Annotated in this window: 18 protein-coding genes, 1 tRNA gene and 1 pseudogene; 11 read left to right on the plus strand and 9 right to left on the minus strand. The window is 65.6% G+C overall.

The genetic code is table 11. The features are described from left to right. The 6 genes from BMW75_RS29280 to BMW75_RS23510 form a co-directional block, all read right to left on the minus strand. Window positions 1–2,607, minus strand: a 2,607-nt coding sequence (locus BMW75_RS29280) for a retention module-containing protein (protein ID WP_139208591.1), incomplete at its 3' end; no start/stop codon positions are given. Between the two features lie 84 nt (window positions 2,608–2,691). Next, complete coding sequence (locus tag BMW75_RS23490; RefSeq protein ID WP_092582093.1) at window positions 2,692–3,348, minus strand: helix-turn-helix transcriptional regulator; 657 nt, start codon at window positions 3,346–3,348, stop codon at window positions 2,692–2,694. Between the two features lie 19 nt (window positions 3,349–3,367). Continuing rightward, window positions 3,368–4,789 carry an HlyD family type I secretion periplasmic adaptor subunit gene (locus BMW75_RS23495; protein ID WP_092582094.1) on the minus strand — a complete coding sequence of 474 codons (1,422 nt, stop codon included), beginning with the start codon at window positions 4,787–4,789 and terminating at the stop codon, window positions 3,368–3,370. Between the two features lie 5 nt (window positions 4,790–4,794). Further along, window positions 4,795–6,960, minus strand: coding sequence for a type I secretion system permease/ATPase (locus tag BMW75_RS23500; protein WP_371467541.1), 2,166 nt, complete (start codon window positions 6,958–6,960; stop codon window positions 4,795–4,797). Then, a complete protein-coding gene (locus tag BMW75_RS23505) occupies window positions 6,944–7,156 on the minus strand; it encodes a hypothetical protein (RefSeq protein ID WP_076521679.1) in 213 nt (70 codons plus the stop codon). The genes BMW75_RS23500 and BMW75_RS23505 overlap by 17 nt, the downstream gene beginning before the upstream one ends. Window positions 7,157–7,181: 25 nt before the next feature. Next, a complete protein-coding gene (locus BMW75_RS23510; RefSeq protein ID WP_092582096.1) occupies window positions 7,182–8,687 on the minus strand; it encodes a TolC family outer membrane protein in 1,506 nt (501 codons plus the stop codon). 529 nt (window positions 8,688–9,216) lie between these two features. Here BMW75_RS23510 and leuC point away from each other — a divergent pair. The 11 genes and pseudogenes from leuC (at window position 9,217) to BMW75_RS23565 (ending at window position 20,633) form a co-directional block, all read left to right on the plus strand. Continuing rightward, window positions 9,217–10,620 carry a 3-isopropylmalate dehydratase large subunit gene (gene leuC / locus BMW75_RS23515; protein ID WP_092582097.1) on the plus strand — a complete coding sequence of 468 codons (1,404 nt, stop codon included), beginning with the start codon at window positions 9,217–9,219 and terminating at the stop codon, window positions 10,618–10,620. Between the two features lie 23 nt (window positions 10,621–10,643). Further along, entirely contained in the window at window positions 10,644–11,294 is a 651-nt protein-coding gene (leuD, locus tag BMW75_RS23520) for a 3-isopropylmalate dehydratase small subunit (RefSeq protein ID WP_076521676.1), read from the plus strand. A gap of 31 nt (window positions 11,295–11,325) precedes the next feature. After that, entirely contained in the window at window positions 11,326–12,402 is a 1,077-nt protein-coding gene (leuB, locus tag BMW75_RS23525) for a 3-isopropylmalate dehydrogenase (protein ID WP_092582098.1), read from the plus strand. Between the two features lie 209 nt (window positions 12,403–12,611). Then, window positions 12,612–13,742, plus strand: a complete 1,131-nt coding sequence (gene asd / locus BMW75_RS23530; protein ID WP_092582099.1) for an aspartate-semialdehyde dehydrogenase — start codon at window positions 12,612–12,614, stop codon at window positions 13,740–13,742. Between the two features lie 240 nt (window positions 13,743–13,982). Beyond that, on the plus strand, window positions 13,983–16,037 hold the full coding sequence (locus BMW75_RS23535) for a type IV pilus assembly protein FimV (RefSeq protein WP_092582100.1): 2,055 nt from the start codon (window positions 13,983–13,985) through the stop codon (window positions 16,035–16,037). A 3-nt stretch (window positions 16,038–16,040) separates the two neighbouring features. Further along, entirely contained in the window at window positions 16,041–16,847 is an 807-nt protein-coding gene (gene truA, locus BMW75_RS23540) for a tRNA pseudouridine(38-40) synthase TruA (RefSeq protein WP_092582101.1), read from the plus strand. A 53-nt stretch (window positions 16,848–16,900) separates the two neighbouring features. Next, the gene (locus BMW75_RS23545; RefSeq protein WP_092582102.1) at window positions 16,901–18,118 is read left to right on the plus strand and encodes a TRAP transporter substrate-binding protein; all 1,218 of its coding nucleotides are present in this window, start codon (window positions 16,901–16,903) and stop codon (window positions 18,116–18,118) included. A 68-nt stretch (window positions 18,119–18,186) separates the two neighbouring features. After that, window positions 18,187–18,855: pseudogene (locus tag BMW75_RS23550) on the plus strand (phosphoribosylanthranilate isomerase); the annotation flags it as partial. A 199-nt stretch (window positions 18,856–19,054) separates the two neighbouring features. After that, window positions 19,055–19,131, plus strand: a tRNA-Val gene (locus BMW75_RS23555). Window positions 19,132–19,458: 327 nt separating this feature from the next. Next, entirely contained in the window at window positions 19,459–20,172 is a 714-nt protein-coding gene (locus tag BMW75_RS23560; RefSeq protein WP_092582104.1) for a tetratricopeptide repeat protein, read from the plus strand. A gap of 65 nt (window positions 20,173–20,237) precedes the next feature. After that, window positions 20,238–20,633 carry a YbaN family protein gene (locus tag BMW75_RS23565; protein ID WP_092582105.1) on the plus strand — a complete coding sequence of 132 codons (396 nt, stop codon included), beginning with the start codon at window positions 20,238–20,240 and terminating at the stop codon, window positions 20,631–20,633. 32 nt (window positions 20,634–20,665) lie between these two features. Here the strand turns inward: BMW75_RS23565 and BMW75_RS23570 are convergent, their stop codons facing one another. The 3 genes from BMW75_RS23570 to BMW75_RS23580 are packed head-to-tail and all read right to left on the minus strand — an operon-like array spanning window position 20,666 to window position 24,832. Beyond that, window positions 20,666–22,447, minus strand: coding sequence for an IlvD/Edd family dehydratase (locus BMW75_RS23570; RefSeq protein ID WP_092582106.1), 1,782 nt, complete (start codon window positions 22,445–22,447; stop codon window positions 20,666–20,668). Between the two features lie 58 nt (window positions 22,448–22,505). Beyond that, window positions 22,506–23,522 carry a TRAP transporter substrate-binding protein gene (locus BMW75_RS23575; RefSeq protein WP_092582107.1) on the minus strand — a complete coding sequence of 339 codons (1,017 nt, stop codon included), beginning with the start codon at window positions 23,520–23,522 and terminating at the stop codon, window positions 22,506–22,508. 29 nt (window positions 23,523–23,551) lie between these two features. After that, window positions 23,552–24,832 (minus strand): TRAP transporter large permease, encoded by a 1,281-nt coding sequence (locus BMW75_RS23580; protein ID WP_092582108.1) that lies wholly within the window; start codon window positions 24,830–24,832, stop codon window positions 23,552–23,554. Window positions 24,833–24,844 lie beyond the last annotated feature (12 nt).

Raw genomic sequence — 24,844 nt, forward strand, 5'->3', positions numbered from 1 at the left:
GGTCAGGGCGGGCACGTCGGCGCCCGGGTTCGGGTTGGACGGGTCAGTGCTTTCCGTATCGACAATCGTGGCGCTGCCGCTGTCGGTGATGTTGCTCGGGAGGGCAGTCCCGCTGGCGGAATTGCCGGTCAGCGTGGCTTCGAGGGTCAGGTTCTCACGGCCTTCGAACACCGTGTCGTCAGTCGTCGGGACCGTGACGACGATGCCGCCCGTGGTGCCGGCAGGCACGGTGACGCTGTACGTGCCATCCGGATTGGCCGTGACCGTGGCAGGCGTGCCGCCGATCATGACGGTGGGCGTGCCCACGTCGCCTGCTTCGATTTGACCGCCCAGCGTGAAGGTCAGGGTGGTGTCGGCGTCGACCGGCTTGGTCAGCGCCACATTGAACACTGCTTCGTTGCCCTCATTGACATCGCCCGCGTCCGAGACGGTGAGGACGGGCACATCCGCGCCCGGGTTCGGGTTGGACGGGTCGGTGCTCTCGGTATCGACAATCGTGGCGCTGCCGCTGTCGGTGATATTGCCCGGCAAGGCAACGCCGCTGGCGGAATTGCCGGTCAGCGTAGCTTCCAACGTCAGTTGCTCACGGCCTTCGAACACCGTGTCATCGGTCGTCGGGACCGTGACGACGATGCCGCCCGTGGTGCCGGCGGGCACGGTGATGCTGTACGAGCCGTCCGCGTTGGCGGTAACGACGGCAGGGGTGCCGCCAATCATGACGGCGGGCGTACCCACATCGTCCGATTTGATCTGACCGCCCAGCGTGAAGGTCAGCGTCGTGTCGGCGTCGACGGACTTGGTCAGCGCGACGTTGAAGACCGCGTCGCTGCCTTCGTTGACATCGCCTGCGTCGGAGACGGTCAGGGCGGGCACGTCCGCGCCCGGGTTCGGGTTGGACGGGTCAGTGCTTTCGGTATCGACAATCGTGGCGCTACCGCTGTCGGTGATGTTGCCCGGCAAGGCAACGCCGCTGGCGGAATTGCCTGTCAGCGTGGCTTCGAGGGTCAGTTGCTCACGGCCTTCGAACACCGTGTCATCGGTCGTCGGGACCGTGACGACGATGCCGCCCGTGGTGCCGGCGGGCACGGTGACGCTGTACGAGCCGTCCGCATTGGCGGTAACGACGGCTGGGGTGCCGCCGATCATGACGGTGGGTGTACCCACGTCGCCGGCTTCGATCTGGCCGCCCAGCGTGAAGGTCAGGGTCGTGTCGGCGTCGACCGGCTTGGTCAGCGCGACATTGAAGACGGCGTTGCTGCCCTCGTTGACATCCCCGGCGTCGGAGACGGTCAGGGCGGGCACGTCCGCGCCCGGGTTCGGGTTGGACGGATCGGTGCTTTCCGTATCGACAATCGTGGCGCTGCCCGTGTCGGAAATGCCGGACGGCAATTGAGCGCCGTTGGCGGCCTGACCGCTGAGCGTTGCTTCCAGCGTCAGCGTTTCGCGACCTTCGAAGGTGCTGTCGTCGGTGGTGGGCAGCGTCACCACGATGCCGTTCGTGACACCGGCCGGAAGTTGGAAGCTGTACGTGCCATCAGCGTTGGCCGTCACAGCGACGGCGACGCCACCGATGGTGACGACAGGCAAACCGACGTCCTGAGGCTCGACCTGACCACCGATTTTGAGCGTGACGGTGGTTTCACGATCCAGATCGATCGTATTGCCCAAGCTGATGTTGAACGTGGCGGTGCCGCCTTCGTTCACGGTGCCGGCATCCGAAACGGCAATCGTCGGCACGTCGAGTTCGCCAGTGACGGTGACGGCGACCGTCGCCGTCGACGTGGCGCCCGACGGATCGGTAATCGTGTAAGAAATGGTGGAGACGACCGTCTCGCCTTCTCCCAGCGCCTTGTATTCGCCATTGGGGTTAAAGACGTACGATCCGTCGGGGAACACCGTGAAAGTCCCGCCGTTTGAACCAGGAACGGTAATTCCCGCGCTGGTCATCGCGCGGCCATTGACGGAAACCAGCGTCAGCGCGTCGCCATCGGCGTCCGCGTCGTTGGCAAGAAGGTTGCCGCTGATCGAATTGTCCTGGCGGGTGGCGACGGTGTCGTTCTGCGCGACGGGAGGGGTGTTGCCCGGCGTTTGCACGGCGGCGGCATCGCCGTCGTCGTCGGTCGCCGCGGCGCCCGACACGCGGGGCAGCGTGTCATCGGCGCGCGCCGGGTTCGGATAAGCCAGGTCCAGCGGGCTGGTGGTTTCCAGGATGCGCGCCAGGCGGACAAAGCTGCTGCCGCCGGCTTCACCGCCGCCGGCCACGACGGCGGCCGTCGGATCCAGGACTTCAAACGGGTCGCGGCCCGCTTGCAGGGCGGCCAGCAGGCGATCGGAATCCGTGCCCGAAGGCGGCGCGACCGCGGCTTCCGTCGGATCGGCCAGGGGGCCGGTCATGTCGCTGTTCAGCGCCACTTCACGGCCCTCGCCGATGACGATGGGCATGCCGTTTTCAACCTGAAGCGAAACCGTGCCGCCCGACGCCGTGACGATGTCGCTGCCGGCGGGGACCTTGCTGCCTTGATGCAGTTCGGTCAGAGAACCGTCGCTATTGCGAATCCAGGCGCGACCGGAGATTTCGTTGACGACTGCGGGAGAGGAGTTGGCCATGTGGGTTCCGTTTCAGGGAGTTATCCAAGATGGCCAGATACTACGAGGCGCCGGCGACGGCGGATATTGTCCTCGAGGACAGTTTTACGCAGTGATTTTGGTGCGTGCTTCGGCGGGCGCGGAAATGCCGTGCACCAGCAGGGCGAGCTGCAGCCGGTCGGTGACGCCGAGCTTGTCGAAAACGGCCGACAGGTGCGCCTTGACAGTGCGCTCGGTGATGCCCAGCGCTTCGGCGATCTGCGCATTGGCCTGGCCGCTGGCGGCGTAGCGCGCGACGGTGATTTCGCGCTCGGTCAGCCGGCCTGCGTCCCAGGCATACGCGTCCTGCGCACGCTCGGTGACCAGCTTGAGCAGCCGGGACACCAGGGACCGGCCCATCCAGATGCCGCCCGAGGCGACGACCTCCAGGGCCTGCGCCAGCGCGGCGGGCTGCGCGTAGCTGTGGCAGTAGCCGTGGGCGCCGGCGCCCAGCGCCTGCGTGCCTTGTTCGTCGTTGGGGCTGGCGCTGGCGACCACGACCTGCAGGCCGGCCAGCGCGGGCGTCCACGAAGGATCGTGCCAGGAGGGCAGCTTGGGCACGTCGGCGTCCAGCACCGCCAACGCGCGGCCTTGCTCTCGCCAGCGTTGCAGATCGGCCAGGCCTCGCCCGCGGGCGGCCATCCAGCGCGCCGGGTCCAGGGCGCGCCAGTGCTGCCACAGCAGATCGTCGTGCGTAATCAACAGGACGGGAGTGGGTTTCATAAGGCCTTGAAGCTCTCCATTAACGTTCGGTAAAGGCGTTCGCCTTGGCCCGCAGAATGGGCTTGAGCAGGTACTGGAGCACCGTGCGCTTGCCTGTCAGGATATGAACCTCCGCCACCATCCCGGGGATGATGGGCAACAGCTTGTCGCCTACCGTGCTGCGGTCCGTGCGCACCCGCACGACGTAGTAGGAATTGCCTTTCTCATCGGTCACGGTGTCCGCGCCGATCTGTTCCACCCGGCCTTTCAGGCCGCCGTAGATGGCGAAATCGTAGGCGGTGAATTTCACCTCCGCCTCCTGGTCCGCATGCAGGAAGCCGATGTCGCGCGGCTGGATGCGCACTTCGAGCAGCAGGGTGTCGTCCTTGGGAACGATCTCGATGATGTCCTTGCCGGGCTGCACCACGCCGCCGACCGTGTTGTTGAACAAGGTCTTGATGGTGCCGCGCACCGGGGCGCGCACTTCGGCCAGTTTGACGCGGTCGACCAGCGCCGCCTTGCCCTCGCGCAGCGTGGCGAGCTTGGTGTTGGTTTCGGACAGTTCGCTGCGGGCCTGGTTGCGGATGTTCAGCTCGGTTTCCTGGATCTTGCTTTCCGCTTCCTTGATCGACGCCTGGAAGCGGTCGATCTGCGCCTCGGCGCCTTTCTGCTCGCCGCAATACCGGGCCACGTCGCGCTGCAGGCGCAGCAGATCGACTTCGGACACCGCGCCGCTTTTGAGCAGGGGCCGCGTCACCTGCAGTTCGCGCGAGGTCAGCCCGCAGCTTGCCGAGGCCTGGTCTCGCTTGGCGATGGTTTCGCGCAGGTCTTCCTGGCGCTGCTTGAGTTGTTCGCGGGCGACGTTGACGGTCGCGTTGAGTTCCGTGTTGCGCGCCTGCCAGGCGTTGCGTTCCATCTCCGCCAGTCCGGGCGCCTGCTTGAGCACTTCCTCGGGCGCGACAAAGGGGTCGCCCGTGGCCAGCGCCTTCAGGCGGGCCGCCTTGGCCAGCAGCGACAGGTATTCCGCGTTGTTCTCGCCCAGCGACGAGGCAAACCGCGTGGAGTCGATTCTCAGCAGGACTTCCCCCGCCTCGACCTCCTGGCCGGGGCGCACCAGGATTTCCTCGACGATGCCGCCGTCCAGGCTCTGGATGATCTGCACCTGCCGGGACGGCACGACCTTGCCTTCGCCGCGGACCACTTCGTCGATGCTGCCCAGCGCCGCCCAGACGAGCAGCCCGATCGTGGCGAGCAGCGACGTCCAGAGCAGGATGCGCGAACCGCGGGCCCGCGACTCGTGGATGATCCATTCGGCATTGCCGATGTAGTCGGACCGTTGCGCGGGTTTGCCTTTTTCCGCGCCGTCCAGGATGCGGTTGAAGAAGAACACGAAGATGTCTCGCGGCGCGCGCAGCAGGCTGCCAAAGAAACCGTGCTTGGGGGCTCCAGGATTGTTCAGCATGGCTTTCAGCTCCCGCGTCCGACGCGTCCCTGACGCAGGGCCTCGACAACCTGTTCCTTCGGACCGTCGGCCACGATATGGCCGTTGTCGATCACGATGAGCCGGTCCACCAGTTCGAGCAGCGCGGTGCGGTGCGTGACCAGCAGGATCGTCTTGGTGGCGCTGGCTTGGCCCAGGCGCTTGCGCAATTGGGCCTCGCTCTGGTGGTCCATGTTGCTGCTGGGCTCGTCGAGCAGCAGGATCGGCGGATCGTTGATCAGCGCGCGCGCCACCGCCACCGACTGGCGTTGACCGCCGGACAGCGATTCGCCGCGCTCGCCGATGATCATGTCAAAGCCATTGGGATGCAGGTTGGCGAATTCGGTCACGCCGGCCAGGTTGGCGGCGGCCAGGATGCTGGCGTCGTCGGCGTATGGCGCGCCCATCGCCAGGTTGTGCTTGAGGCTGCCGTAGAAGAGCAGGGGATCCTGGGGCACGTGGCCGATGGCCCGGCGCACGTCGGCCGGGTCGATCTGGCGCACGTCCACGCCGTCCAGCAGCACGGCCCCTTCCGTGGGCTGATACAGGGCCAGCGCCAGCTTTTCCAGCGTCGTCTTGCCCGACCCGATGCGGCCGATGATGCCGACCTTTTCACCGGGCTTGAGCTTGAACGACACCTTCTTGAGCACGGGCTGGGTGCTGCCGGGATAGACGAAGGTCACGTCGCGGAACTCCAGGCCGCCGTGAAACACGGGACGGTGCAGGAATTCGGCCTCGGCCGGGCGCTCGACCGGCAGTTTCATGTAGTTGTCGATCGAGCCCAGCGACGTGCGCGCGTTCTGGTACTGCATGAGCAGCCCCGCGACCTGGCCCAGCGGCGCCAGGCAGCGGCCGGCAATCATGGACGCGGCGATGATGCCGCCCATGGACAGGGCCGATTCCTGCGCCAGGTACACGCCGATGATCACGACGGCGATCGACACGAGCTGCTGGACGGCCTGGACAAAGCCCACGGTGGACGACGAGATCAGCTTGAGCTTGCCGCCGGTCTGCGCGATGAATTCCGTGGCGCGCTCCCAGTTGCGCTGGATCGCGCCCTGGGCGTTGAGCGTCTTGACGGCTTCCAGCCCGGTCAACGCCTCGACCAGCGTGGCATTGCGCTGCGACGACGCCTGGAACGAGGCCATGGTCAACGCCTCCATGCGCGCCTGCGCCGCCAGCGACACCAGCAGGATCAGCACGATGCCGACCAGCGGCGGCAGGATCATCCAGGGAGAAATCCAGGCCAGCGCGCCCAGGAACAGCAGGATGAAGGGCAGGTCGACCAGCGTGGTGATGGTGGCCGACGCAATGAAATCGCGGATGGATTCGAACGAGCGCAGGTTGGCCGCGAAGGAGCCGACCGAGACCGGACGGCCTTCCAGGCGCAGGTCCAGCACGCGTTCCATGATCTGCGCGGACAGGCGCACGTCCACGCGCTTGCTGGCGCTGTCCACCACGTGGGAACGCGCCGTGCTCAGGATCATGTTGAAGATCACCACCAGCGTGATGCCGATGGCCAGCACCCACAGCGTTTCGACGGCGTTGTTCGGCACCACGCGGTCGTACACGTTCATGGTGAAGAGCGGCATCGCCATGGCGAACAGGTTGATCAGCAATGCCGCGACGAGCGCGTCGCGGTAAAGCCGGCGGTTCTCCATGATGGCCGCCCAGAACCAGTGGCGTTCGCGCACCTTGGCGACTTCCGGCGACCGGGCGTCAAAGCGGAATTGCGGGCGGATCAGGCAGACCAGGCCGGTGTACTGCGCGGCCAGTTCGGCCGGGCTCATTTCAATGGCGCTGCCCCCCAGTTCGGGGTGGCTGACCACGTACTTGCCGCCGTCCTTCTTGAGCAGCAGGCAGGCGCGTTCGCCCTTGAGCAACAGGATGGCGGGCAGCAGGTCCTGCGATATGTCTTCCAGCGTGCGCTTGACCACGCGCGCCGACAGTTGCGCGCGCGCGGCGGCGCGCGGCAGCAGGGCCGGCGTCAGGCGGTGCTCTTCCAGGGGCAGGCCTGCCGACAGGGCTTGCGCGGTGGCCGCGACGCCGTGCAGGCGGGTGATTTCCACCAGGCAATCCAGCAGGGGATCGTCATGCGCGGCGCGCGCGTCGGCGCGCCATTCCCGGGCTGCCAATTCAGATAACTTGTCCATCTTCGTCATCCAAGAGGTCCAGATGTTCCGAGAGGCGCGCACGCTGCTGCTTGCGCTGGGTGAGCTTTTGCTGGGCCTGGATGGGCAGATCCGTCATGCGCAAGGTGCCGTTGGCGATCAACGCGTCGATCAAGTCTTCCAGGACGCGGACAAAGTCCGCGTCCAACTGCGAGAAATCATTGCCCTGGGTTGCCATTGGGCCTCCTTGCGCATTGCGCCAGTCAGGGTCTGGCGGCAGGCGCGTTCATCGGCACGAACGTGGGGGGCAGCGTGCCTTCGTTGTAGTGCACGCGCACGGGCTGCAGGCGGGCGGCGTCCGGAACGGTCGAATTGCACAGCTTGATCACTTCGTCCGACACTTCCAGCTTGCCGTTCTCCTCGGGCATTTCATTGCGCGCGGGTTGCAGCGACAGCGCCGGCAGCAGGGTGTGGGACAACGCCAGCCAGCGGTACTGCGCAAGGCGCAGATCATAAATGGCATTGGTCAGCGCGCGGCGCGATTCGAACAGTTCGTTTTCCGTGTCCAGCAGGTCCAGCAGCGAGCGCTGGCCGATCTGGAACTGCTGCACGTAGGCGTCGCGCACCTTCGTGGTGGCCACTTCGTGGTCGCGCAGGAAGGGCAGCTTCTGGTTCAGGCTGACGATGTTGTTCCAGGCCACGGCCAGGTCCTGCTGCACGTTGCGGCAGGTGTAGTCGCGGATGTCGCGGGCGGCGTAGGACTGGGCGGCGGTCTGGCGCACGCGCGCGGAGTCCGCGCCGCCGCGGTACAGGTTGTAGCTCATCACGACCTGCACGCTGGAACTCTGGATGTCGCGGTTCTCGGGCGTGGGGTCGTTCTGGTCGCGTCCCGTGCTGGCCACGAACTCGAATTTCGGCGAGAACGCGCCCTTGGACGACTGAACGCCGGCCTGGGCGGCCTGCAGGCCCGCCTGCTTGGACAGGAAGCTGGGATTGCGGCGCAGCGAATCATTGAAGTTGCCGGGATTCTTCGGCAGCTTGTCGCTGATGTCGGGCGGCGGCTGCATCGATTCGGGCGGGAAGGCGCCGGTCACGCGCTGGAAGCGCTGCTGCACGTCCAGCAGGTTGGCCGTCTCGGTCATCAGGTTCGTCTGCGCCAGCGAAAGGCGGCCGCCTGCCTGTTCCAGGTCGACGCGCCGGCCCACGCCGGATTCCGTGCGCTCGCCGATCTGCTTGAGGGTCTGCTCATGCAGGGAGTAATTCTGGCGGGCAAGCAGCTCCATGTCGCGGTAGCGTTGCAGGTCGATGTAGGCCTGCACGGCGGAGAAGGCGGTGGTGTCGCTGGTGGCCAGCACGTCGTAGAAGCGCGCCAGCTTGTCAAAGCCGGCCTGCTTGACGTCATTCGTGGTGCGGAAGCCGTCGAAAATCAGTTGGCGCAGTTCGACGGTCCAGCCCGGGCGGTTCCAGCTTTGCGATCCGACGCCGGGCACGTTGTTGCGCCATTCGCGCCCCACGTAGCCCTGCGCGTTGATCTGCGGAAAGTAGGCGGCGCGGGCGACGGCCTGGCCTTCGAGCGAAGCCTGGAAGTCGTGGTACTTGGCCTGGATTTCAGGGTTGCTGAGCAGCGTCTGCTCGACGATTTGATTCAACGTCACTTGCGATTGCCCGGCCGGCTCAGTAGCGGCGGGCGTGGCGGACTGTGCAAATGCGGCAGGAACGAATGCAAGGGCAAGGACCGAGGTCGTGCTTTTAAGCAAAAACGAAGCCATAGTGATTATTCGCGAGTCAAGTTGAGATTGAATGGCCGCCATGTTGTATGCAAATGTCAGTTTTGGCGAGTCAAGATTTGTCAATTCTTGATGGTTATTGCTGGCGGTCCATGATGTGATTGTCGCGCAACATCTACTAACTTCGTTGAATTTGCACGAACGCCGCTTAATCGAAAATATATTATTTCTATTAATACGGATTATTACGTATTATTTCGATGGGTACGTCTCCAAAGCGAATGTCGATTATATCTATTTGAGAGTTCTGTATCTATTTTGTTTACCAATTTGTATCGAACCGGATATTTGCTGGGTCGTGGGCCCTGTTATGTAATAAGTCGATACAACGCCCGTGATTGCCCTGTAACGACCGGCAGCGTGGTAGTTGTAGTACTGGTATATCAGGTGTGCTTGTACTAGGTTTGGGGGCTGGGCATAATTCCCTCATGCCGCAGCAGCCGGCGCGGCAGGGTAGCCTTTTACCCTCGCGCGAGGCTCGAGCCGGATTGTCTATTTGCAGAGCGCATCCATGGCCCAAACCCTTTACGACAAACTCTGGGACGCCCACATCGTCCACCAGGAATCAGACGGCACCTGTCTGCTCTATATCGACCGCCACCTGCTGCACGAGGTCACCAGCCCGCAGGCGTTCGAGGGGCTGACGCTGGCCGGCCGCAAGCCGTGGCGCACCGGCGCCAATCTGGCGGTGGCCGACCACAACGTGCCCACGCTGAATCGCGCCCAGGGCATCGACGATCCGATCTCGCGCCTGCAGGTCGACACGCTGGACGCCAACTGCGGCAAGTACGGCATCACCGAATTCCGCATGAACGACCTGCGCCAGGGCATCGTGCACGTCATCGGGCCGGAGCAGGGCGCCACCCTGCCGGGCATGACGGTGGTCTGTGGCGACTCGCACACCAGCACGCACGGCGCGCTGGGCGCGCTGGCCTTCGGCATCGGCACGTCCGAGGTCGAGCACGTGCTCGCGACGCAGACGCTGCTCATGAAGAAAGCCAAGAGCATGCTGATCAAGGTCGAAGGCGAACTGCCTTTCGGCTGTACCGCCAAGGACGTCGTGCTGCACATCATCGGCATCATCGGCACGGCCGGCGGCACGGGCCACGCGATCGAGTTCGCCGGCAGTACGATCCGCGCGCTGTCCGTCGAGGGCCGCATGACCGTCTGCAACATGGCGATCGAAGCCGGCGCGCGTTCGGGCATGGTGGCGGTCGACGACAAGACCATCGAATACTTCCGCGGCCGCCCCTTTGCCCCCACGGGCATCGTGTGGGATCAGGCAGTCAAGTACTGGCGCACCCTGCACACCGACGAAGGCGCCAAGTTCGACACGGTGGTGCAAGTCGATGCGCGCGACATCAAGCCGCAGGTGACCTGGGGCACGTCGCCGGAAATGGTGCTGCCGGTCGATTCCCGCGTGCCGGACCCCGACCGTGAAAAGGACGATGTGCGCCGCAGCGGCATGGAGCGCGCGCTCGAATACATGGGCCTGAAGCCCAACACGCCGCTGACCGACATCCGCGTGGACCGCGTGTTCATCGGGTCCTGCACGAATTCGCGCATCGAAGACCTGCGGGCGGCGGCCGTGGTGGCGCGCGGCAAGCGCGTGGCGTCCAATGTGCGGCAGGCGATGGTGGTGCCCGGCTCAGGCCTGGTGAAGCAACAGGCCGAGCGCGAAGGGCTGGACAAGATTTTCATCGAAGCCGGCTTCGAATGGCGTGAACCGGGCTGTTCGATGTGCCTGGCCATGAACGCCGACCGCCTCGAACCCGGCGAGCGCTGCGCTTCGACTTCCAACCGCAATTTCGAGGGACGGCAGGGACAGGGCGGCCGCACGCACCTGGTCAGCCCGGCCATGGCCGCCGCCGCGGCTGTCGCCGGCCATTTCGTCGACGTCCGCACGTTCCGTTAAGCGTCAAGCATCGAGTAAACAACATGCAAGCATTTACCACTCACGAAGGCCTGGTGGCGCCGCTCGACCGCGAAAACGTCGACACGGACCTCATCATCCCCAAGCAGTTCCTCAAGTCCATCCAGCGCACGGGCTTCGGGCCCAACCTGTTCGACGAGCTGCGTTACCTGGACCACGGCGAACCGGGCATGGACAACAGCAAGCGTCCGCTGAACCCGGATTTCGTGCTGAATCAGCCGCGCTACCAGGGCGCCTCGATCCTGCTGGCCCGCAAGAACTTCGGTTGCGGTTCCAGCCGCGAGCACGCGCCGTGGGCGCTGACCCAGTTCGGCTTTCGCGCCATCATCGCGCCGTCCTACGCCGACATCTTTTTCAACAACAGCTTCAAGAACGGCCTCTTGCCGATCGTGCTGTCCGAGCTGGAAGTGGCGCGCCTCTTTGACGAAGTGAAGGCCTTCCCCGGCTACAAGCTGAACATCGACCTCGACCGCCAGGTCGTGATCGCCGCGGATGGCCGCGCCATGGGCTTTGACATCGAGCCCTTCCGCAAGTATTGCCTTCTCAACGGCCTGGACGACATCGGCCTGACGCTGCGCCACGCCGACAAGATCCGCGCCTTCGAAGCCGAGCGCCTGGCCCGCCACCCGTGGCTGGAAAGCCGCCCGGTCGCCTGATCACTACCCATCGACCACAGGAACGCTCTCAATGACCCACAACATCGCAGTCTTGCCCGGCGACGGCATCGGCCCGGAAATCGTCGAACAGGCCGTGCGCGTCCTGAAGGCGCTGGACGTGCCCTTGGATATCAAGCAGGCGCCGGTCGGCGGCGCGGCATTCGACCAGTTCGAACACCCCCTGCCGCCCGCCACGCTGAACCTCGCCAAGGAATCGCACGTCGTGCTGTTCGGCGCGGTCGGCGACTGGAAGTACGACAGCCTGCCGCGTGAATTCCGGCCGGAACAGGCCATCCTGGGCCTGCGCAAGGCCCTGGGCCTGTTCGCCAACCTGCGTCCGGCGATTCTGTATCCGGAATTGGCAAGCGCCTCGTCGCTCAAGCCCGAGATCGTGTCGGGCCTGGACATCCTGATCATCCGCGAGCTCACCGGCGACATCTATTTCGGCACGCCGCGCGGCGTGCGTTCGTCGCCGGACGGCGCGTTCACCGGCGAGCGCGAAGGCTACGACACCATGCGCTACGCCGAATCCGAAGTGCGCCGCATTGCGCGCATCGGCTTCGAGTCGGCCCGTAAGCGCAACAAGAAGCTGTGCAGCGTCGACAAGGCCAACGTGCTCGAGACCTCGCAGTTCTGGCGCGACATCGTCATCGAGGTGGCGCGCGAGTACCCGGACGTCGAGCTGTCGCATATGTATGTCGACAACGCCGCCATGCAGCTCGTGCGCAATCCGCGCCAGTTCGACGTCATCGTCACCGGCAACCTGTTCGGCGACATTCTCTCGGACGAGGCGGCCATGCTGACCGGCTCGATCGGCATGCTGCCTTCGGCGTCGCTCAACGCCGGTGGCCAGGGCCTGTACGAACCCAGCCACGGTTCGGCGCCGGATATCGCGGGGCAGGGCATCGCCAACCCGCTCGCGACGATCCTGTCGGCCGCGATGCTGCTGCGCTATTCGCTGAACCTCGCGCCGCAGGCCGACCGCATCGAAGCGGCGGTGCGCAGCGTGCTGGCCCGCGGTCTTCGCACCGCTGACATCTTCGAACCCGGCACGACCAAGGTCAGCACCGCCGGCATGGGCGACGCCGTGCTCAAGGCGCTGGCCTGACAGGGTGCCAGCTGGTTTCACAGCCATCCATATAGATCTGTATGGATATATATAGGTAGAGGGAAGGGGCTGCCCGGGCGGCCCCTTCCGCTTCCTGGCCCCGTTTTTTTCTAGCTGCATCGCAACATCCCCGCGTGCATTCTGATAAATTGTTGAATTGCACGGAATTTCCCCCCCCATCTTGTCACCCCATTTAAAGAGCGATTGAAATGAATCAAGCAGTAGGCCTTGTCGGCTGGCGCGGTATGGTCGGCTCGGTGCTCATGCAACGCATGCGCGACGAGAACGACTTCGCACTGATCGAACCGGTGTTTTTCTCCACCAGCAACGCTGGCGGCGCGGCGCCCACTTGGGCGACCGGCGCGGGCCCGCTGCAAGACGCCTACAACATCGACGCTCTGAAAAAACTGCCGATCATCGTGACGGCGCAAGGCGGGGACTACACCTCCGAGGTCTATCCCAAGCTGCGCGGCGCGGGCTGGAACGGCATCTGGATCGACGCGGCCAGCACCCTGCGCATGGCCGACGACGCCATCATCGTGCTGGATCCGGTCAATCGTCCGGTGATCGACGCGGCCCTCAAGCGCGGCGTGCGCAACTTCATCGGCGGCAACTGCACGGTGAGCTGCATGCTGATGGGCCTGGCGGGCCTCTTCAACAACGACCTGGTCGAATGGATGACCTCCATGACGTACCAGGCCGCGTCCGGCGGCGGCGCGCAGCACATGCGTGAACTGCTGACCCAGTTCGGCGAGATCAACCAGTCGGTCAAGTCCCTGCTGGACGACCCCGCGTCGGCCATCCTGGAAATCGACCGTGGCGTGCTGGCCAAGCAGAAGGACGCTGCGCTGCCCCACGAGCACTTTGGCGTGCCGCTGGGCGGCAACCTGATTCCCTGGATCGACAAGGATCTGGGCGACGGGATGTCCAAGGAAGAATGGAAGGGCGAGGTCGAGACCAACAAGATCCTGGGCCGCGGCGCCGCCTTCGGCACGCCTGCCACCCCGATCGATGGCCTGTGCGTGCGCATCGGCGCGATGCGCTGCCACAGCCAGGCGCTGACCATCAAACTCAAGCGCGACGTGCCGCTCGACGAAATCGAAGCCCTCATCGCGCAGGGCACGCAGTGGGCCAAGGTCGTTCCCAACACCAAGGAAGCCACCGTCTCGGCGCTCACCCCGGTCGCCGTCACCGGCACGCTGGACATCCCGGTGGGACGCCTGCGCAAGCTGTCGATGGGTTCGCAGTACCTGGGCGCCTTCACGGTCGGCGACCAGCTCCTGTGGGGCGCCGCCGAACCGCTGCGCCGCATGCTGCGCATTGCGCTGAACGAAGCCTGATGCCCGGCCGGGCGGCGCCTCGGGCTGCCCGGACCTTCGCCAGAGCAATCAGGGCACCTTCGGGTGCCCTTGTTTTTTGCGGCGCGTGTGCCCGCCGGCCAAGGTGCATGCCCCTTTCAGGTTTGTGAAATGCGCTTGATCCATTACACTTTTCGGGTGAATCGAGGCCTTTTTTTGCGCTGCAAATGGCGCGAATGGGCCTAAGCCCGTAATTCGATTACAAGAACGGAATTCCAGCTTATGACCCAGCGTTCGCGCCAAGTGAAGCATGCCCGCCGTTTGAAGACCCTTCAGTGGGCAATTGCGCTGGCGATCGGTTCAAGCGTCTGCGGTTCGGCGCTGGCCATGCGCGTGGGGCATTCGCGCGTCGTTTCCGTGCCCGGCGCGCCGCTGCAGGCGCTGGTGGGCCTGCAGGAATTGACGCCCGAAGAGATCAGCTCGCTCAAGGTGTCCATTGCGGACGAAGCTGCGTGGCAGCGCGCCGGCGTCAAGCCGCCGGTGCCGTTGGCCAGCATGGTGGTCCGGGTCGAGAACGGCATGGATCCCACGCGCAAGAATCTGCGGGTGCGGTCTGTGCAGGCGCCGGCGAGCGGCGCTGTCGACCTGCTGCTCGACATCAATTCCAGTTCGGGCCAGCGGCAGGTGCAGGTCAGCATCCTGGTGCCCCTGCGCGGCACCGGCGCTGACATCACGCCCGCCGCCGTGGGCGGGCCCGCCAGGGCTGGCGGGACGTCGGGCTCCGTCACGGTGAAATCGGGCGACTACCTTTTCGCCATCGCCCAGCGCAATGCCGTGCCCAACGCGTCGGTCTACCAGATGCTGGTGGCATTGTGGCGCGCCAATCCGCAGGCCTTCATCCAGAACAACATGAATCTGGTGCGCGCCGGCCAGACGCTCAAGATTCCAGATGCCGCCACGGTGCGCGCCATTGATCCGGCCGAAGCGCGCCGCATCTTCAACGAACATGCCGAGGCCTACGCCAAGTACCGCGGTCGCGTTGGGGCGGCAGCAGGCGCGAACCCATCGGTCGTCAAGGGACAGGACGCCGCCTCCGGCACCGTCGCTCCGCCGGCCGACGCGGGCGTGGCCAGCGCCGCGCCGGCGCAGGACCGTGTGCGCCTGTCCACCGGCCAGGCGCAGGACAGCGCCGCCGCCCAGGCCGAGGCGCAGGCTGATGCCAAGACCTCGTCCGAACGCGCCCTGGCGGACGCGCGCGGACGCGTGGACCAACTTCAAAGCAACGTCGACGACCTGACCAAGGCCGTCGCCCAGCAATCGGCCGGGGCGGGTGCCACGGGCGCTGCTGGAGCGGCGGGAGTGGCAGGCGCAGCGGGTACGCCGGGCGCGGCAGGCGCACCGGGCGCAGCAGGCACGCCGGGCGCAGCAGGCGCACCGGGCGCAGCAGGCGCACCGGGCACGGCAGGTACTTCGGGCGCAGCAGGCACGCCGGGCACGGCAGGGACGCCGGGCGCGGCAGGCGCACCGGGCACGGCAGGTACTTCGGGCGCAGCAGGCACGCCGGGCGCAGCAGGCGCACCGGGCACGGCAGGTACTTCGGGCGCAGCAGGCACGCCGGGCACGGCAGGCACGCCGGGCACGGCAGGCACGCCGGGCACGGCAGGCACGCCGGGCGCAGCAGGCACGCCGGGCACGGCAGGCACGCCGGGCGCAGCAGGCGCGCCGGGCGCAGCAGGCACGCCGGGCGCAGCGGGTACGCCGGGCGCAGCAGGTACGCCGGGCGCAGCAGGTACGCCGGGCGCAGCAGGTACGCCGGGCGCAGCAGGTACGCCGGGCGCAGCAGGCACGCCGGGCGCAGCAGGCACGCCGGGCGCAGCAGGCACGCCGGGCGCAGCAGGCACGCCGGGCACAGCAGGCACGCCGGGCACAGCAGGCACGCCGGGCACAGTAGGCACGCCGGGCACAGCAGGCTCCCCCGGCACAGCAGGCATCCCCGGCGCAGCAGGCACCCCCGGCGCGGCCGGATCGTCGCCCGCCGCATCCGACAAGCCCGTCGGCACGCTCCCCGACAAGACCGTTCAGACGGGCATGCCCGGCTGGCTGGCCGACAATCTGCTCGTGATCGTTACCGCGGTGCTGGCGCTTGTCGCCTTCGCCATCGCCTGGCTGTTGCGCCGGGCTGGCGCACGGCGCGACGACGATGATGAGGATAGCTATACCGACAACGAGCCGGTGCTGGACACGGCAGCGCTGAACCGCAGGCTCGACACCATCAATCTCGACCTGGACGTACCGCCCACGGACGAACCGCGCCGTGTCGGCGGTCCTCGGGTTTGAAGCATGTCTAGAGTTGCATTGGGGCTGGCGTATGACGGCTCCGCCTGGCAGGGTTGGCAGACACAGCCGCACCGGCAGACGGTGCAGGACTCGCTGGAGTCCGCCCTGGCCAGTTTCTGCGGCGTCGCCGAGCCGGTCCCCACGATCTGCGCCGGCCGCACCGACACCGGTGTGCACGGGGCAATGCAGGTGGTCCATCTGGACACCACGCTGAACCGCAGAACGGAATCCTGGGTGCGCGGCGTGAACGCGTTCTTGCCGCCCAGCATTTCGGTGCAGTGGGCCCAGGAAGTCTCCGACGAATTCCATGCGCGTTTTTCCGCTCGCGCACGCACCTATGTATACCTGCTCTGGCGTGGCCGGGTTCGTCCGGCGCTGTGGGCAGGGCGTGCCGGCTGGTGTTTCCAGCCGCTGGATGTGGACGCCATGCGCGAGGCGGCGAAGGTCTTGATCGGCGAGCACGACTTTTCCAGCTTCCGGTCGTCGCAATGCCAGGCCAAGCACCCGGTGCGGCACATGCATCGCCTGGACATCGAGGAGCGCGGGCCATTCCTGGTCTTCACGCTGAAGGCGAATGCATTCCTGCACCACATGGTGCGCAACATCATGGGCGCGCTGCTGCAGATCGGGCAGGGCAGGGAATCGGTCGACTGGATGCCGCAGCTCCTGGCCTGGCGTGACCGCAGGCGGGGCGCGCCTACGTTCGCGCCCGATGGCCTGTATCTGGCCGCCATCGACTATCCCGACGCCTTCGGCTTGCAGGAACTCGACGGCGGGGCCACGCTGTTGTCGCCCTTTACTCAATCCTGAGGGACGCCGCCACCCCGGCGGCGCATTCCCGCGCCTTATCGGAGGCATGCGTCATGCAACGCCGCGCGTTTTTGAAGCAAACCGCCTTGGCCGCCGCGGGCGGCGCCGTGTTGGGCAAGGCCGTCGCCCAGGATGCGTCCGGCGTCGCGCAGGATGCGCTGCCCCCGGCGCAGGATGCCGCGCCCGCCGTCCCAGACGCGCCGGCCTCCGTGCCGCACGCCCCGCCCGCCGCCGCCGATGCGCCCGCCATCGTGCCGGAGGCGCCCCGGCTGACCTGGCGATTGGCCTCGACCTTCCCGAACGAGTCGCCCACGCTCTTTGCCGGCGCCGAAGACGTCGCCCGCTACGTGGCCGATGTCACGGAAGGGCGCTTCGTCATCGAAATCCTGCCGGCCGGCAAACCGCCGCGGCCCGACCAAGTCCTGCAAGCCGTGCAGCGCCGCGACGTCGACTGCGGCCACACGGTGTCCACCCGCTATTTCGATACCGACCCGGCCCTTTCGTTTGATGCCTGCGTGCCGTTCGGGCTGAACACCCGCCAGATGAACGCGTGGATGAACCAGGGCGAAGGCCTGACGCTCACGCGCGAGGCGTTCGGCAGATACGGCATTCTGAACTTCCCTTGCGGCCAAACCGGCGCGCAGATGGGAGGGTGGTTTCGCGGTGAGATCAAGACGGTCGACGACCTGCGCGGCCTCAAGGTGCACGCGGGCGGCTTTGCCCGCCACGTGCTGGCGCGTCTGGGCGCCGTGCCCGTCGACATACCCGTTGAACAGGCCTACGCCGCGCTGGAAGAAGGCCGCGTGGACGCAGTGGCGTGGATCGGTCCCTACGACGACGAGCGCCTTTCCCTTTACAAGGTGGCGCGCAACTACTATTTCCCGGGATGGTGGGCGGGGACCCAGCAATTGTCGCTCTACGTGAACAAGGCCGCGTACGACGAATTACCAAAGCCATTCCAGTCCGCGCTGTCGCTGGCCTGCGCCATGGCCACTGGCAACATGATCGCCCAGTACGATGCCGGCAATCCGGACGCGCTGCGCCGGCTGGTGTCGCAGGGCGCGCAACTGAAAGCGTTCCCGAGGCCGGTCCTGCAAGCCTGCTACGAGGCCTCGCTGGCGGCTTACAATGAGCTCAGCGCCAAAGACCCGATGTTCAAGCGGCTCTACGACAGCATGCTGGCTTTCCGCAACAAGCAGGCCCCGTGGTCCCGCATGGCCGAGGGCAGCTTCGACAACATGGTGGCCACGCTGGGCGCGCAGGGCGCCTAGCCCCGCCAGCGCCCGGGACATAATCCCCTGGCCCCGGCAAGTCGCCGCGGGACCACACTCCTCTTGAAAATGCCATGCGTACACGCATCAAGATCTGCGGGCTGACCCGCGAAGAAGACATCGACGCCGCCGTCTCGGCCGGCGCGGACGCGATCGGCTTCGTCTTCTATCCGAAGAGCAAGCGTTGCCTCACGCCGACCCGCGCCGCGCAACTGCGCCGCGCGGTGCCGGCATTCGTCGATGTCGTCGCGCTTTTCGTGAATGCCGAAGACGAGCTTGTTCGCACCGTGCAGGGCGAAGTCGGCCCCGACCTGCTGCAATTCCATGGCGACGAATCGCCGCTGGACTGCGCGCGCTACGGCCATCGCTTCCTGCGGGCTTTCCGCGCCGGCGCGCCAGGCCTGGATACGGCGGACACGCTGGCCTCCGCGTGTCGCGCGTACGGCGAGGCGGCGGGCTGGCTGTTCGACAGCTACAGCGCGGGCTACGGCGGGAGCGGACACGGGTTCGATTACGCGCTGCTCGACGACGTGCGGGCCGATCCGGTCTCGCGTCCCTTGATCCTGTCCGGCGGATTGAACGCCGAGAACGTGGGCGCCGCGATCGAAAAGGTGCGTCCTTGGGCGATCGATGTGAGTAGTGGCGTTGAAGTCGAGCAAGGAATAAAAAGTTCTGATAGAATCTCGTTCTTCGTTGCTGCGGCACATGACGCAGACACGAAGTTGAAGGGTAGTTAGTAGTAGTTAGAATTAGTGCCAGGCTTGCGAGGCATGCGGAATTAATCTTCCAAATGCGTTGTGCAAGGGTGAAAAGACTTTAGCCAAACTAGGCTAAACCAATCCCCAAAGCGCATAAAACCCGCAATAAAAAATGCAAAAAATCTTCCAAGACGATTTGCATAGTTTAAAAAAGCACTATATAATTCTTCTTCTTTGCAGGCGGTTAGCTCAGCTGGTTAGAGCGCCACGTTGACATCGTGGAGGTCGTTGGTTCGATTCCAATACCGCCTACCAAATTCCTGCAAAGGTGTGTTCGATAGAGCTAGTCGGACACAGACCTGAAAAGCCGCGTAAGTCATATGACTTCGCGGCTTTTTGCATTTCTTCCCGATTTTCGCGCAGTATCTGGATCGGGTGGCGCATTTTTTGCCGCGTCCATTTTGCCGCGTCGGTGGCGGCTAACTGATTCGCGGTATGCAGGTTGATTACAAAAATGCCGCTTCAGAGGCGCGAAGATAATGCGCTACGGTTTGCTCCCTTATCAGCCAAACCAACAGGCATCATCGGCACCCCATCCCATACTGCCGGTATATTCCGTCTTTCCCCCATCAAAGCCCGCCCATGCATTCCACTCTGAAGGCGATACTTCTGGCCCATTTGCTGTGGCTGCCGGCCTGCGCAATCAAGGCACCGGCGCCAGCGCAGGCGCGTCCCGAGGAAGCGCCGATGTATGCCGGCGGCGATCGCCGCGCGGCTGCCGCGTTGCGGGCAGGCGACGAGCAGCAGGCCGTGGAGGCGACGAAAATGTTCGGATCTCCGAGCGCGGCCGCGCAGGCGAAGATTGAGCAGGGATACCGCCTGCATCGTGAAAACCAGTCTGGCCTGGCCATGCGGCGCTTCAATCAGGCCTGGTTGCTGAACCCGGACAATCCCGAGGTGTATGCGGGCTTTGCGGCGTTGCTCGAAGACCAGCGCAAGGTATGCCAGGCGATGAGCATGATGGATCGGGCAATGAGCTTGAACCCGCCGACGTTTCGGGGCCTTTATGCGGATGCCGGCCGGATCGCGGCGCGTTGCGCGGCGGAGGACAAGACGCTGCCGCCCGAGGCCCGCATTGCGGCCACGGCGCGTTCGGACGAGTGGTATCGCAAAGGTGAGGCCGTGGAGCCGGACAAGGGCTATCTGTATGCCTCGTGGGCGACCGCCTACTATTCGCGCGGCCAGTTCGGCGAAGCGTGGGCCATGGTCCATAAGTCGCGCGCCGCCGGGGGCAGCCCCAGCGCGGATTTCGTGCGGATGCTGCGCGCCAGGATGCCGGAGCCTGCCTCGTCGTGAGTCCAGCGCCGCGCCCGCGCGGGGCGGCAACGTGACCGGGCATTTGCGATATCCTGCACACCATCATGATGAGAGCACTTTGGTTATGCCTGGGCTGTCTGATGCTGGCCCTGGGCGTCATCGGCGCCTTCCTGCCGGTGATGCCGACGACGATCTTCCTGATCCTGGCAGTGGCCTGCTTTTCCCGCTCGTCGCCACGGCTCGAGAAATGGCTGCTGGATAGTCCGACGTACGGGCCGTCGTTGCGCGCGTGGCGCGAGCAGGGCGCCGTGTCGCGCAAGGGGAAGGCGTACGCTTGCGTGGGGATGGCGGCGGGCTATGTGCTGTTTTACTGGAGCGCGCATCCCTCGTTGGCGCTCGCCATCGGCGTGGGCATCTTCTTTCTGGCCAGCGCGGCGTATGTCGTCAGCCGGCCGAGCCCGAAGATCGACGGGTCGGCCGGCACGCGGCCAGGCGAGTAGCCTGCGCCCGTCGACCGACCCGGCGTCCTCTTTCAATGCGAATGCCGCGGATCGCCGCGCGTCTCCACCACCTTCAAGTAAAGGGTTGCAGCCTCCAGGCAGCCGCCCGTCGACAACTGCCCCACGGTCTGCCGGTACAGTTCCTGCCAGGGCGTCTGCGAGGGCGGCGCTTCGTACGGCGGATCCTGGCGACGCTTGTCCAATTCCGCTTCGTCCACCAGCAAGGTGACCGACCGCTGGTTCAAATCGACCCGGATCCTGTCGCCCGTTCGCAGCAGCGCCAATCCGCCGCCCACCGCGGCTTCGGGCGACATGTTCAGGATCGACGGACTGGCTGAGGTGCCGCTCTGGCGCCCGTCTCCCATGCAGGGCAGCGAGTCGATGCCGCGCTTGAGCAGGTGCGAAGGGGGCGCCATGTTCACGACTTCCGCACTTCCTGGGTAACCGACCGTGCCGGCGCCGCGGATCACCAGGATGCAGTGCTCGTCGATATTCAGGGCAGGGTCCTCGATGCGGGCGTGATAGTCCTCCGGTCCCTCGAACACGATGGCCCGCGCCTCGAATGCGTTCTCCGAACCGGGTTCGGACAGGTAGGCGCGGCGGAATGCCTCGCCCACGACCGACATTTTGATGATGGCGCTGTCAAAGAAATTGCCCGACAGCACGATGAAGCCCGCGCGGTGCTTGAGCGGCGCGTCGCAAGTACGGATCACGTCGGCGTTGTGGGTCTTGGACGCGGCGGCGATCTCGCCGATGGTCTTGCCGGACACGGTCCGGCAGTCCGGATGCAGGCGGCCGGCGGCCAGCAGTTCATGCAAGACGGCCGGCACCCCGCCCGCGCGGTGAAATCCTTCGCCGAGGTGTTCGCCCGCTGGCACGCAATTGACCAGCAAGGGCACGTCTTCGCCCAGCCGCTGCCAGTCGTCCAGGCTCAGGTCGATGCCCGCGTGGCGGGCCATGGCGATCAGGTGGGGCGGGCAGTTGGTGGACGCGCCCAGGGCCGAGGCGACGACGATGGCGTTCTCGAACGCCTGGCGGGTCATGATGTGGGACGGACGCAGGTCTTCGCGCACCATGTCGCAGATGCGCATGCCGGTGGCATAGGCCATCTGGCCGCGCTCGCGGTATGGCGCGGGGATGCTGGCGCAGGTGGGCAGGGACATGCCCAGCGCTTCGGCCAGCGAGTTCATGGACAGGGCGGTGCCCATGGTGTTGCAGTGGCCGATCGACGGCGACGAGGCGGTCGCCAGCGTCATGAAGCCTTCGTAGTCCAGCTTGCCCGCGGCCATCAGGTTGCGCGCGTGCCAGATGACGGTGCCCGATCCCACGCGCTGGCCTTCATGCCAGCCATCCAGCATGGGACCACCGGAGAGCACGATGGCCGGGATGTCCACCGTGGCCGCGGCCATGAGACAGGCAGGGGTGGTCTTGTCGCAGCCCGTGGTCAGGACCACGCCGTCCAGCGGATAGCCATGCAGGATCTCCACCAGGCCCAGGTAAGCCAGGTTCCGGTCCAGCGCGGCGGTGGGCCGGCGGCCTTGCTCGGCCAGCGGATGCACCGGGAATTCCATGGGGATGCCGCCCGCGTCCCGGATGCCGGCCTTGATGCGTTCGGCCAGCGCCAGATGATGGCGGTTGCAGGGCGCCAGGTCGCTGCCGGTCTGGGCGATGCCGATGATGGGCCGCCCCGATTGCAGTTCCTGGCGCGTCAGGCCGTAGTTGAGATAGCGCTCGACGTAGATCGCCGTCATATCGGCGTGCGAGGGATCGTCGAACCATTTCTGGCTGCGCAGTCTGCGCGGTGTCTGGGACATGGCTGTCTCGCTTGCTTCGGTTGCATACAGGCCCGGACCGGCGTCCGGGCCGCCAGGGCTAGTTGCGCGCCTTCTGGATTTCGTCGTTCAACTGCTTGACCAGTTCCGGCCCGAGTTCCTGGGTGTACTTGTCGACCACGGGTTGCACCTTCTGGCGCATGCGGGCGACTTCCTCAGGCGAAACCGTGTTGATCTTCATGCCGTTCTTTTCCAGCGTGCCCATGGCTTTGGTGGAATCGGCGCGGCTGTCCTTGCGTTCGAAATCGCGCGACGCCGCCGCGGCCTGCCGGATGAGCTTCTGCTCGTCGGGCGACAAGGTGTCCCACCATTTCTTGGAGGCCATCACCACCCACGGCGTGTAGACGTGGCGCGTAATGGTCAGGTAGGGCTGCACTTCATAGAACTTGCTGCTCTGGATCGTGGTGATGGGATTTTCCTGGCCGTCCACCGTGCGGGTTTCCAGCGCGGTGAAGAGTTCCGAGAACGGCATCGGCACGGCATTGGCGCCCAGCGTGTTGAAGACGCCCAGCGCGATCTGGTTCTGCATGACGCGCAGCTTGATCCCTTCCAGATCCTCGGCGCGCGTGATCGGGCGCTTGGAATTGGTCATGTTGCGAAAGCCGTTTTCCCAGTAGACCAGGCCGACCAGCCCCTTGGCTTCGAGCTTTTTCAGGAGGTCCTGGCCGAGCTGCCCGTCCAGCACCGCGTCGGCTTCTTTTTCGCTGTTGAACAGAAACGGCAGGTCGAACACGCCAAACTCCTTGACCATGCCGGCCAGGGGGGCGGTCGAACCCACCATCATTTCCTGCGCGCCGCCCACCAGCGCGCTCTGCATCTGCTCATCGGAGCCCAGGTTGGCCGATCCGAAGGTCCTCATCTTGAGCTTGCCGCCGCTCGCTTTTTCGAGTTCCTGCGCCAAGTAGCGGGCCGCGCGGCCCTGCACGCTTTCCTCGTTCAGCCCGTAGCCGAAGCGGATGAGGCGCGGTTTGACGTCCGCGGCCGCGGCCACGCCGGCGACGGTGCAGGACAGCACCGTGGCCAGGACAAGAATGCGGGTCTTGAAATGCTTGATCATGGTGTTCCTCCTTGGGGTTTCTGGTGCCGCTAGTGCAGCCAGCGTGCGGGTACGGTGATCAGTTCGGGAAAGATCACCAGCAGGATCAACAGCAGGGTGTAGGCCACGACGTAGCGCCACACCCCTTTGCAGATGGTTTCCATATTGATGCGGGCGACGCCGCAGACGACGTTGAGCACCGTGCCCACTGGGGGCGTCAGCAGGCCGACGCTGCCGACCATGACGAACATGACGCCGAAGTACACGGGGTCGATGCCAGCCTTGGTGACCACGGGCATCAGCACGGGACCGAGGATCAGGATGGTCGGGGTCAGGTCCATCACCGTGCCCACCAGCGTCAGCAGGATCAGCAGCGCGAACATCAGCAGCTTGGGCTGGTCCATGACGGGCTCGAGCAGCGCGATCAGATCCTGCGGCAAATCGGCCAGGGTGATCATGTACGACGAGACCATGGCGGCGGCCACCAGAAACATGACCACGGCAGTGGTGCGCGCGGCGTTGATGAAAAGGCGGCCCAGGTCGCGCAGCCCGATCTCCCGATAGACGAAAAGGCTGACCAGAAGCGCATACACGGCCGCGACGACGGCGGCTTCCGTCGGCGTGAAGATGCCGCCCCGCAGGCCGCCAATGATGATGACCGGCAGCATGAGCGCCCAGAGGGAGCCGCGCAGCGCCTTCCAGCGATTGCTCCAGGGCTCGCGTGGCGAAGGCGTGATGCTGCCGTGCTTGCGCGCCACCCAGGTCCAGATGGTCACCAGCGTCAGGCCCATCATCAGGCCCGGCGCAATGCCGGCGAAGAACAGCTTGGTGATCGACACGTTGGTGGCGACCCCGAAAATAATGAATGAGATCGACGGCGGGATGATCGGTGCGATGATGCCGCCGGCCGCGATCAGGCCCGACGCCTGGCCGGCGTCATAGCCCTTGTCGCGCAGCATGGGGATCAGCAGCGAGCCCAATGCCGCCGCGTCGGCCACGGCCGACCCCGACAACGAGGCGAGCAATACGCTGGCGAAGATGGCCACATAGCCCAGGCCGCCCTGGATGTGGCCCACGAAGGTGTTGGCCAGGTGAACGATGCGGCGCGAAATGCCGCCGGCGTTCATGACTTCGCCGGCCAGCATGAAGAGCGGCACCGCCATCAGCGTGAAGCTGTTGGCGCCCGACAACATGTTCTGGGCAAGGAGCTGGGTGTCGAAGAAATCCAGCTGGAACATCATGACGATCGCACTGATGATCAACGCGAACGCGATCGGCATGCCCAGGCCGATCAGCCCCAGCAGCACAACGAGGAAAATGGTCAGGATCATTGCAGGTATCCG

It is taken from the genome of Achromobacter sp. NFACC18-2, from assembly GCF_900108985.1.
In the GTDB taxonomy this organism is placed as follows: Bacteria; Pseudomonadota; Gammaproteobacteria; order Burkholderiales; family Burkholderiaceae_B; genus Achromobacter.

Bases quoted from the DNA above. Each gene is read 5' to 3' on its own strand.
- BMW75_RS23570 (WP_092582106.1), bottom strand. From the start codon at position 22,447: ATGTCCCAGACACCGCGCAGACTGCGCAGCCAGAAATGGTTCGACGAT.
- leuC (WP_092582097.1), top strand. From the start codon at position 9,217: ATGGCCCAAACCCTTTACGACAAACTCTGGGACGCCCACATCGTCCAC.
- BMW75_RS23565 (WP_092582105.1), top strand. From the start codon at position 20,238: ATGATGAGAGCACTTTGGTTATGCCTGGGCTGTCTGATGCTGGCCCTG.
- asd (WP_092582099.1), top strand. From the start codon at position 12,612: ATGAATCAAGCAGTAGGCCTTGTCGGCTGGCGCGGTATGGTCGGCTCG.
- BMW75_RS23575 (WP_092582107.1), bottom strand. From the start codon at position 23,522: ATGATCAAGCATTTCAAGACCCGCATTCTTGTCCTGGCCACGGTGCTG.
- BMW75_RS23535 (WP_092582100.1), top strand. From the start codon at position 13,983: ATGACCCAGCGTTCGCGCCAAGTGAAGCATGCCCGCCGTTTGAAGACC.
- BMW75_RS23490 (WP_092582093.1), bottom strand. From the start codon at position 3,348: ATGAAACCCACTCCCGTCCTGTTGATTACGCACGACGATCTGCTGTGG.
- BMW75_RS23560 (WP_092582104.1), top strand. From the start codon at position 19,459: ATGCATTCCACTCTGAAGGCGATACTTCTGGCCCATTTGCTGTGGCTG.
- truA (WP_092582101.1), top strand. From the start codon at position 16,041: ATGTCTAGAGTTGCATTGGGGCTGGCGTATGACGGCTCCGCCTGGCAG.
- BMW75_RS23505 (WP_076521679.1), bottom strand. From the start codon at position 7,156: ATGGCAACCCAGGGCAATGATTTCTCGCAGTTGGACGCGGACTTTGTC.
- leuD (WP_076521676.1), top strand. From the start codon at position 10,644: ATGCAAGCATTTACCACTCACGAAGGCCTGGTGGCGCCGCTCGACCGC.
- BMW75_RS23495 (WP_092582094.1), bottom strand. From the start codon at position 4,789: ATGCTGAACAATCCTGGAGCCCCCAAGCACGGTTTCTTTGGCAGCCTG.
- leuB (WP_092582098.1), top strand. From the start codon at position 11,326: ATGACCCACAACATCGCAGTCTTGCCCGGCGACGGCATCGGCCCGGAA.
- BMW75_RS23545 (WP_092582102.1), top strand. From the start codon at position 16,901: ATGCAACGCCGCGCGTTTTTGAAGCAAACCGCCTTGGCCGCCGCGGGC.
- BMW75_RS23580 (WP_092582108.1), bottom strand. From the start codon at position 24,832: ATGATCCTGACCATTTTCCTCGTTGTGCTGCTGGGGCTGATCGGCCTG.
- BMW75_RS23500 (WP_371467541.1), bottom strand. From the start codon at position 6,960: ATGGACAAGTTATCTGAATTGGCAGCCCGGGAATGGCGCGCCGACGCG.
- BMW75_RS23510 (WP_092582096.1), bottom strand. From the start codon at position 8,687: ATGGCTTCGTTTTTGCTTAAAAGCACGACCTCGGTCCTTGCCCTTGCA.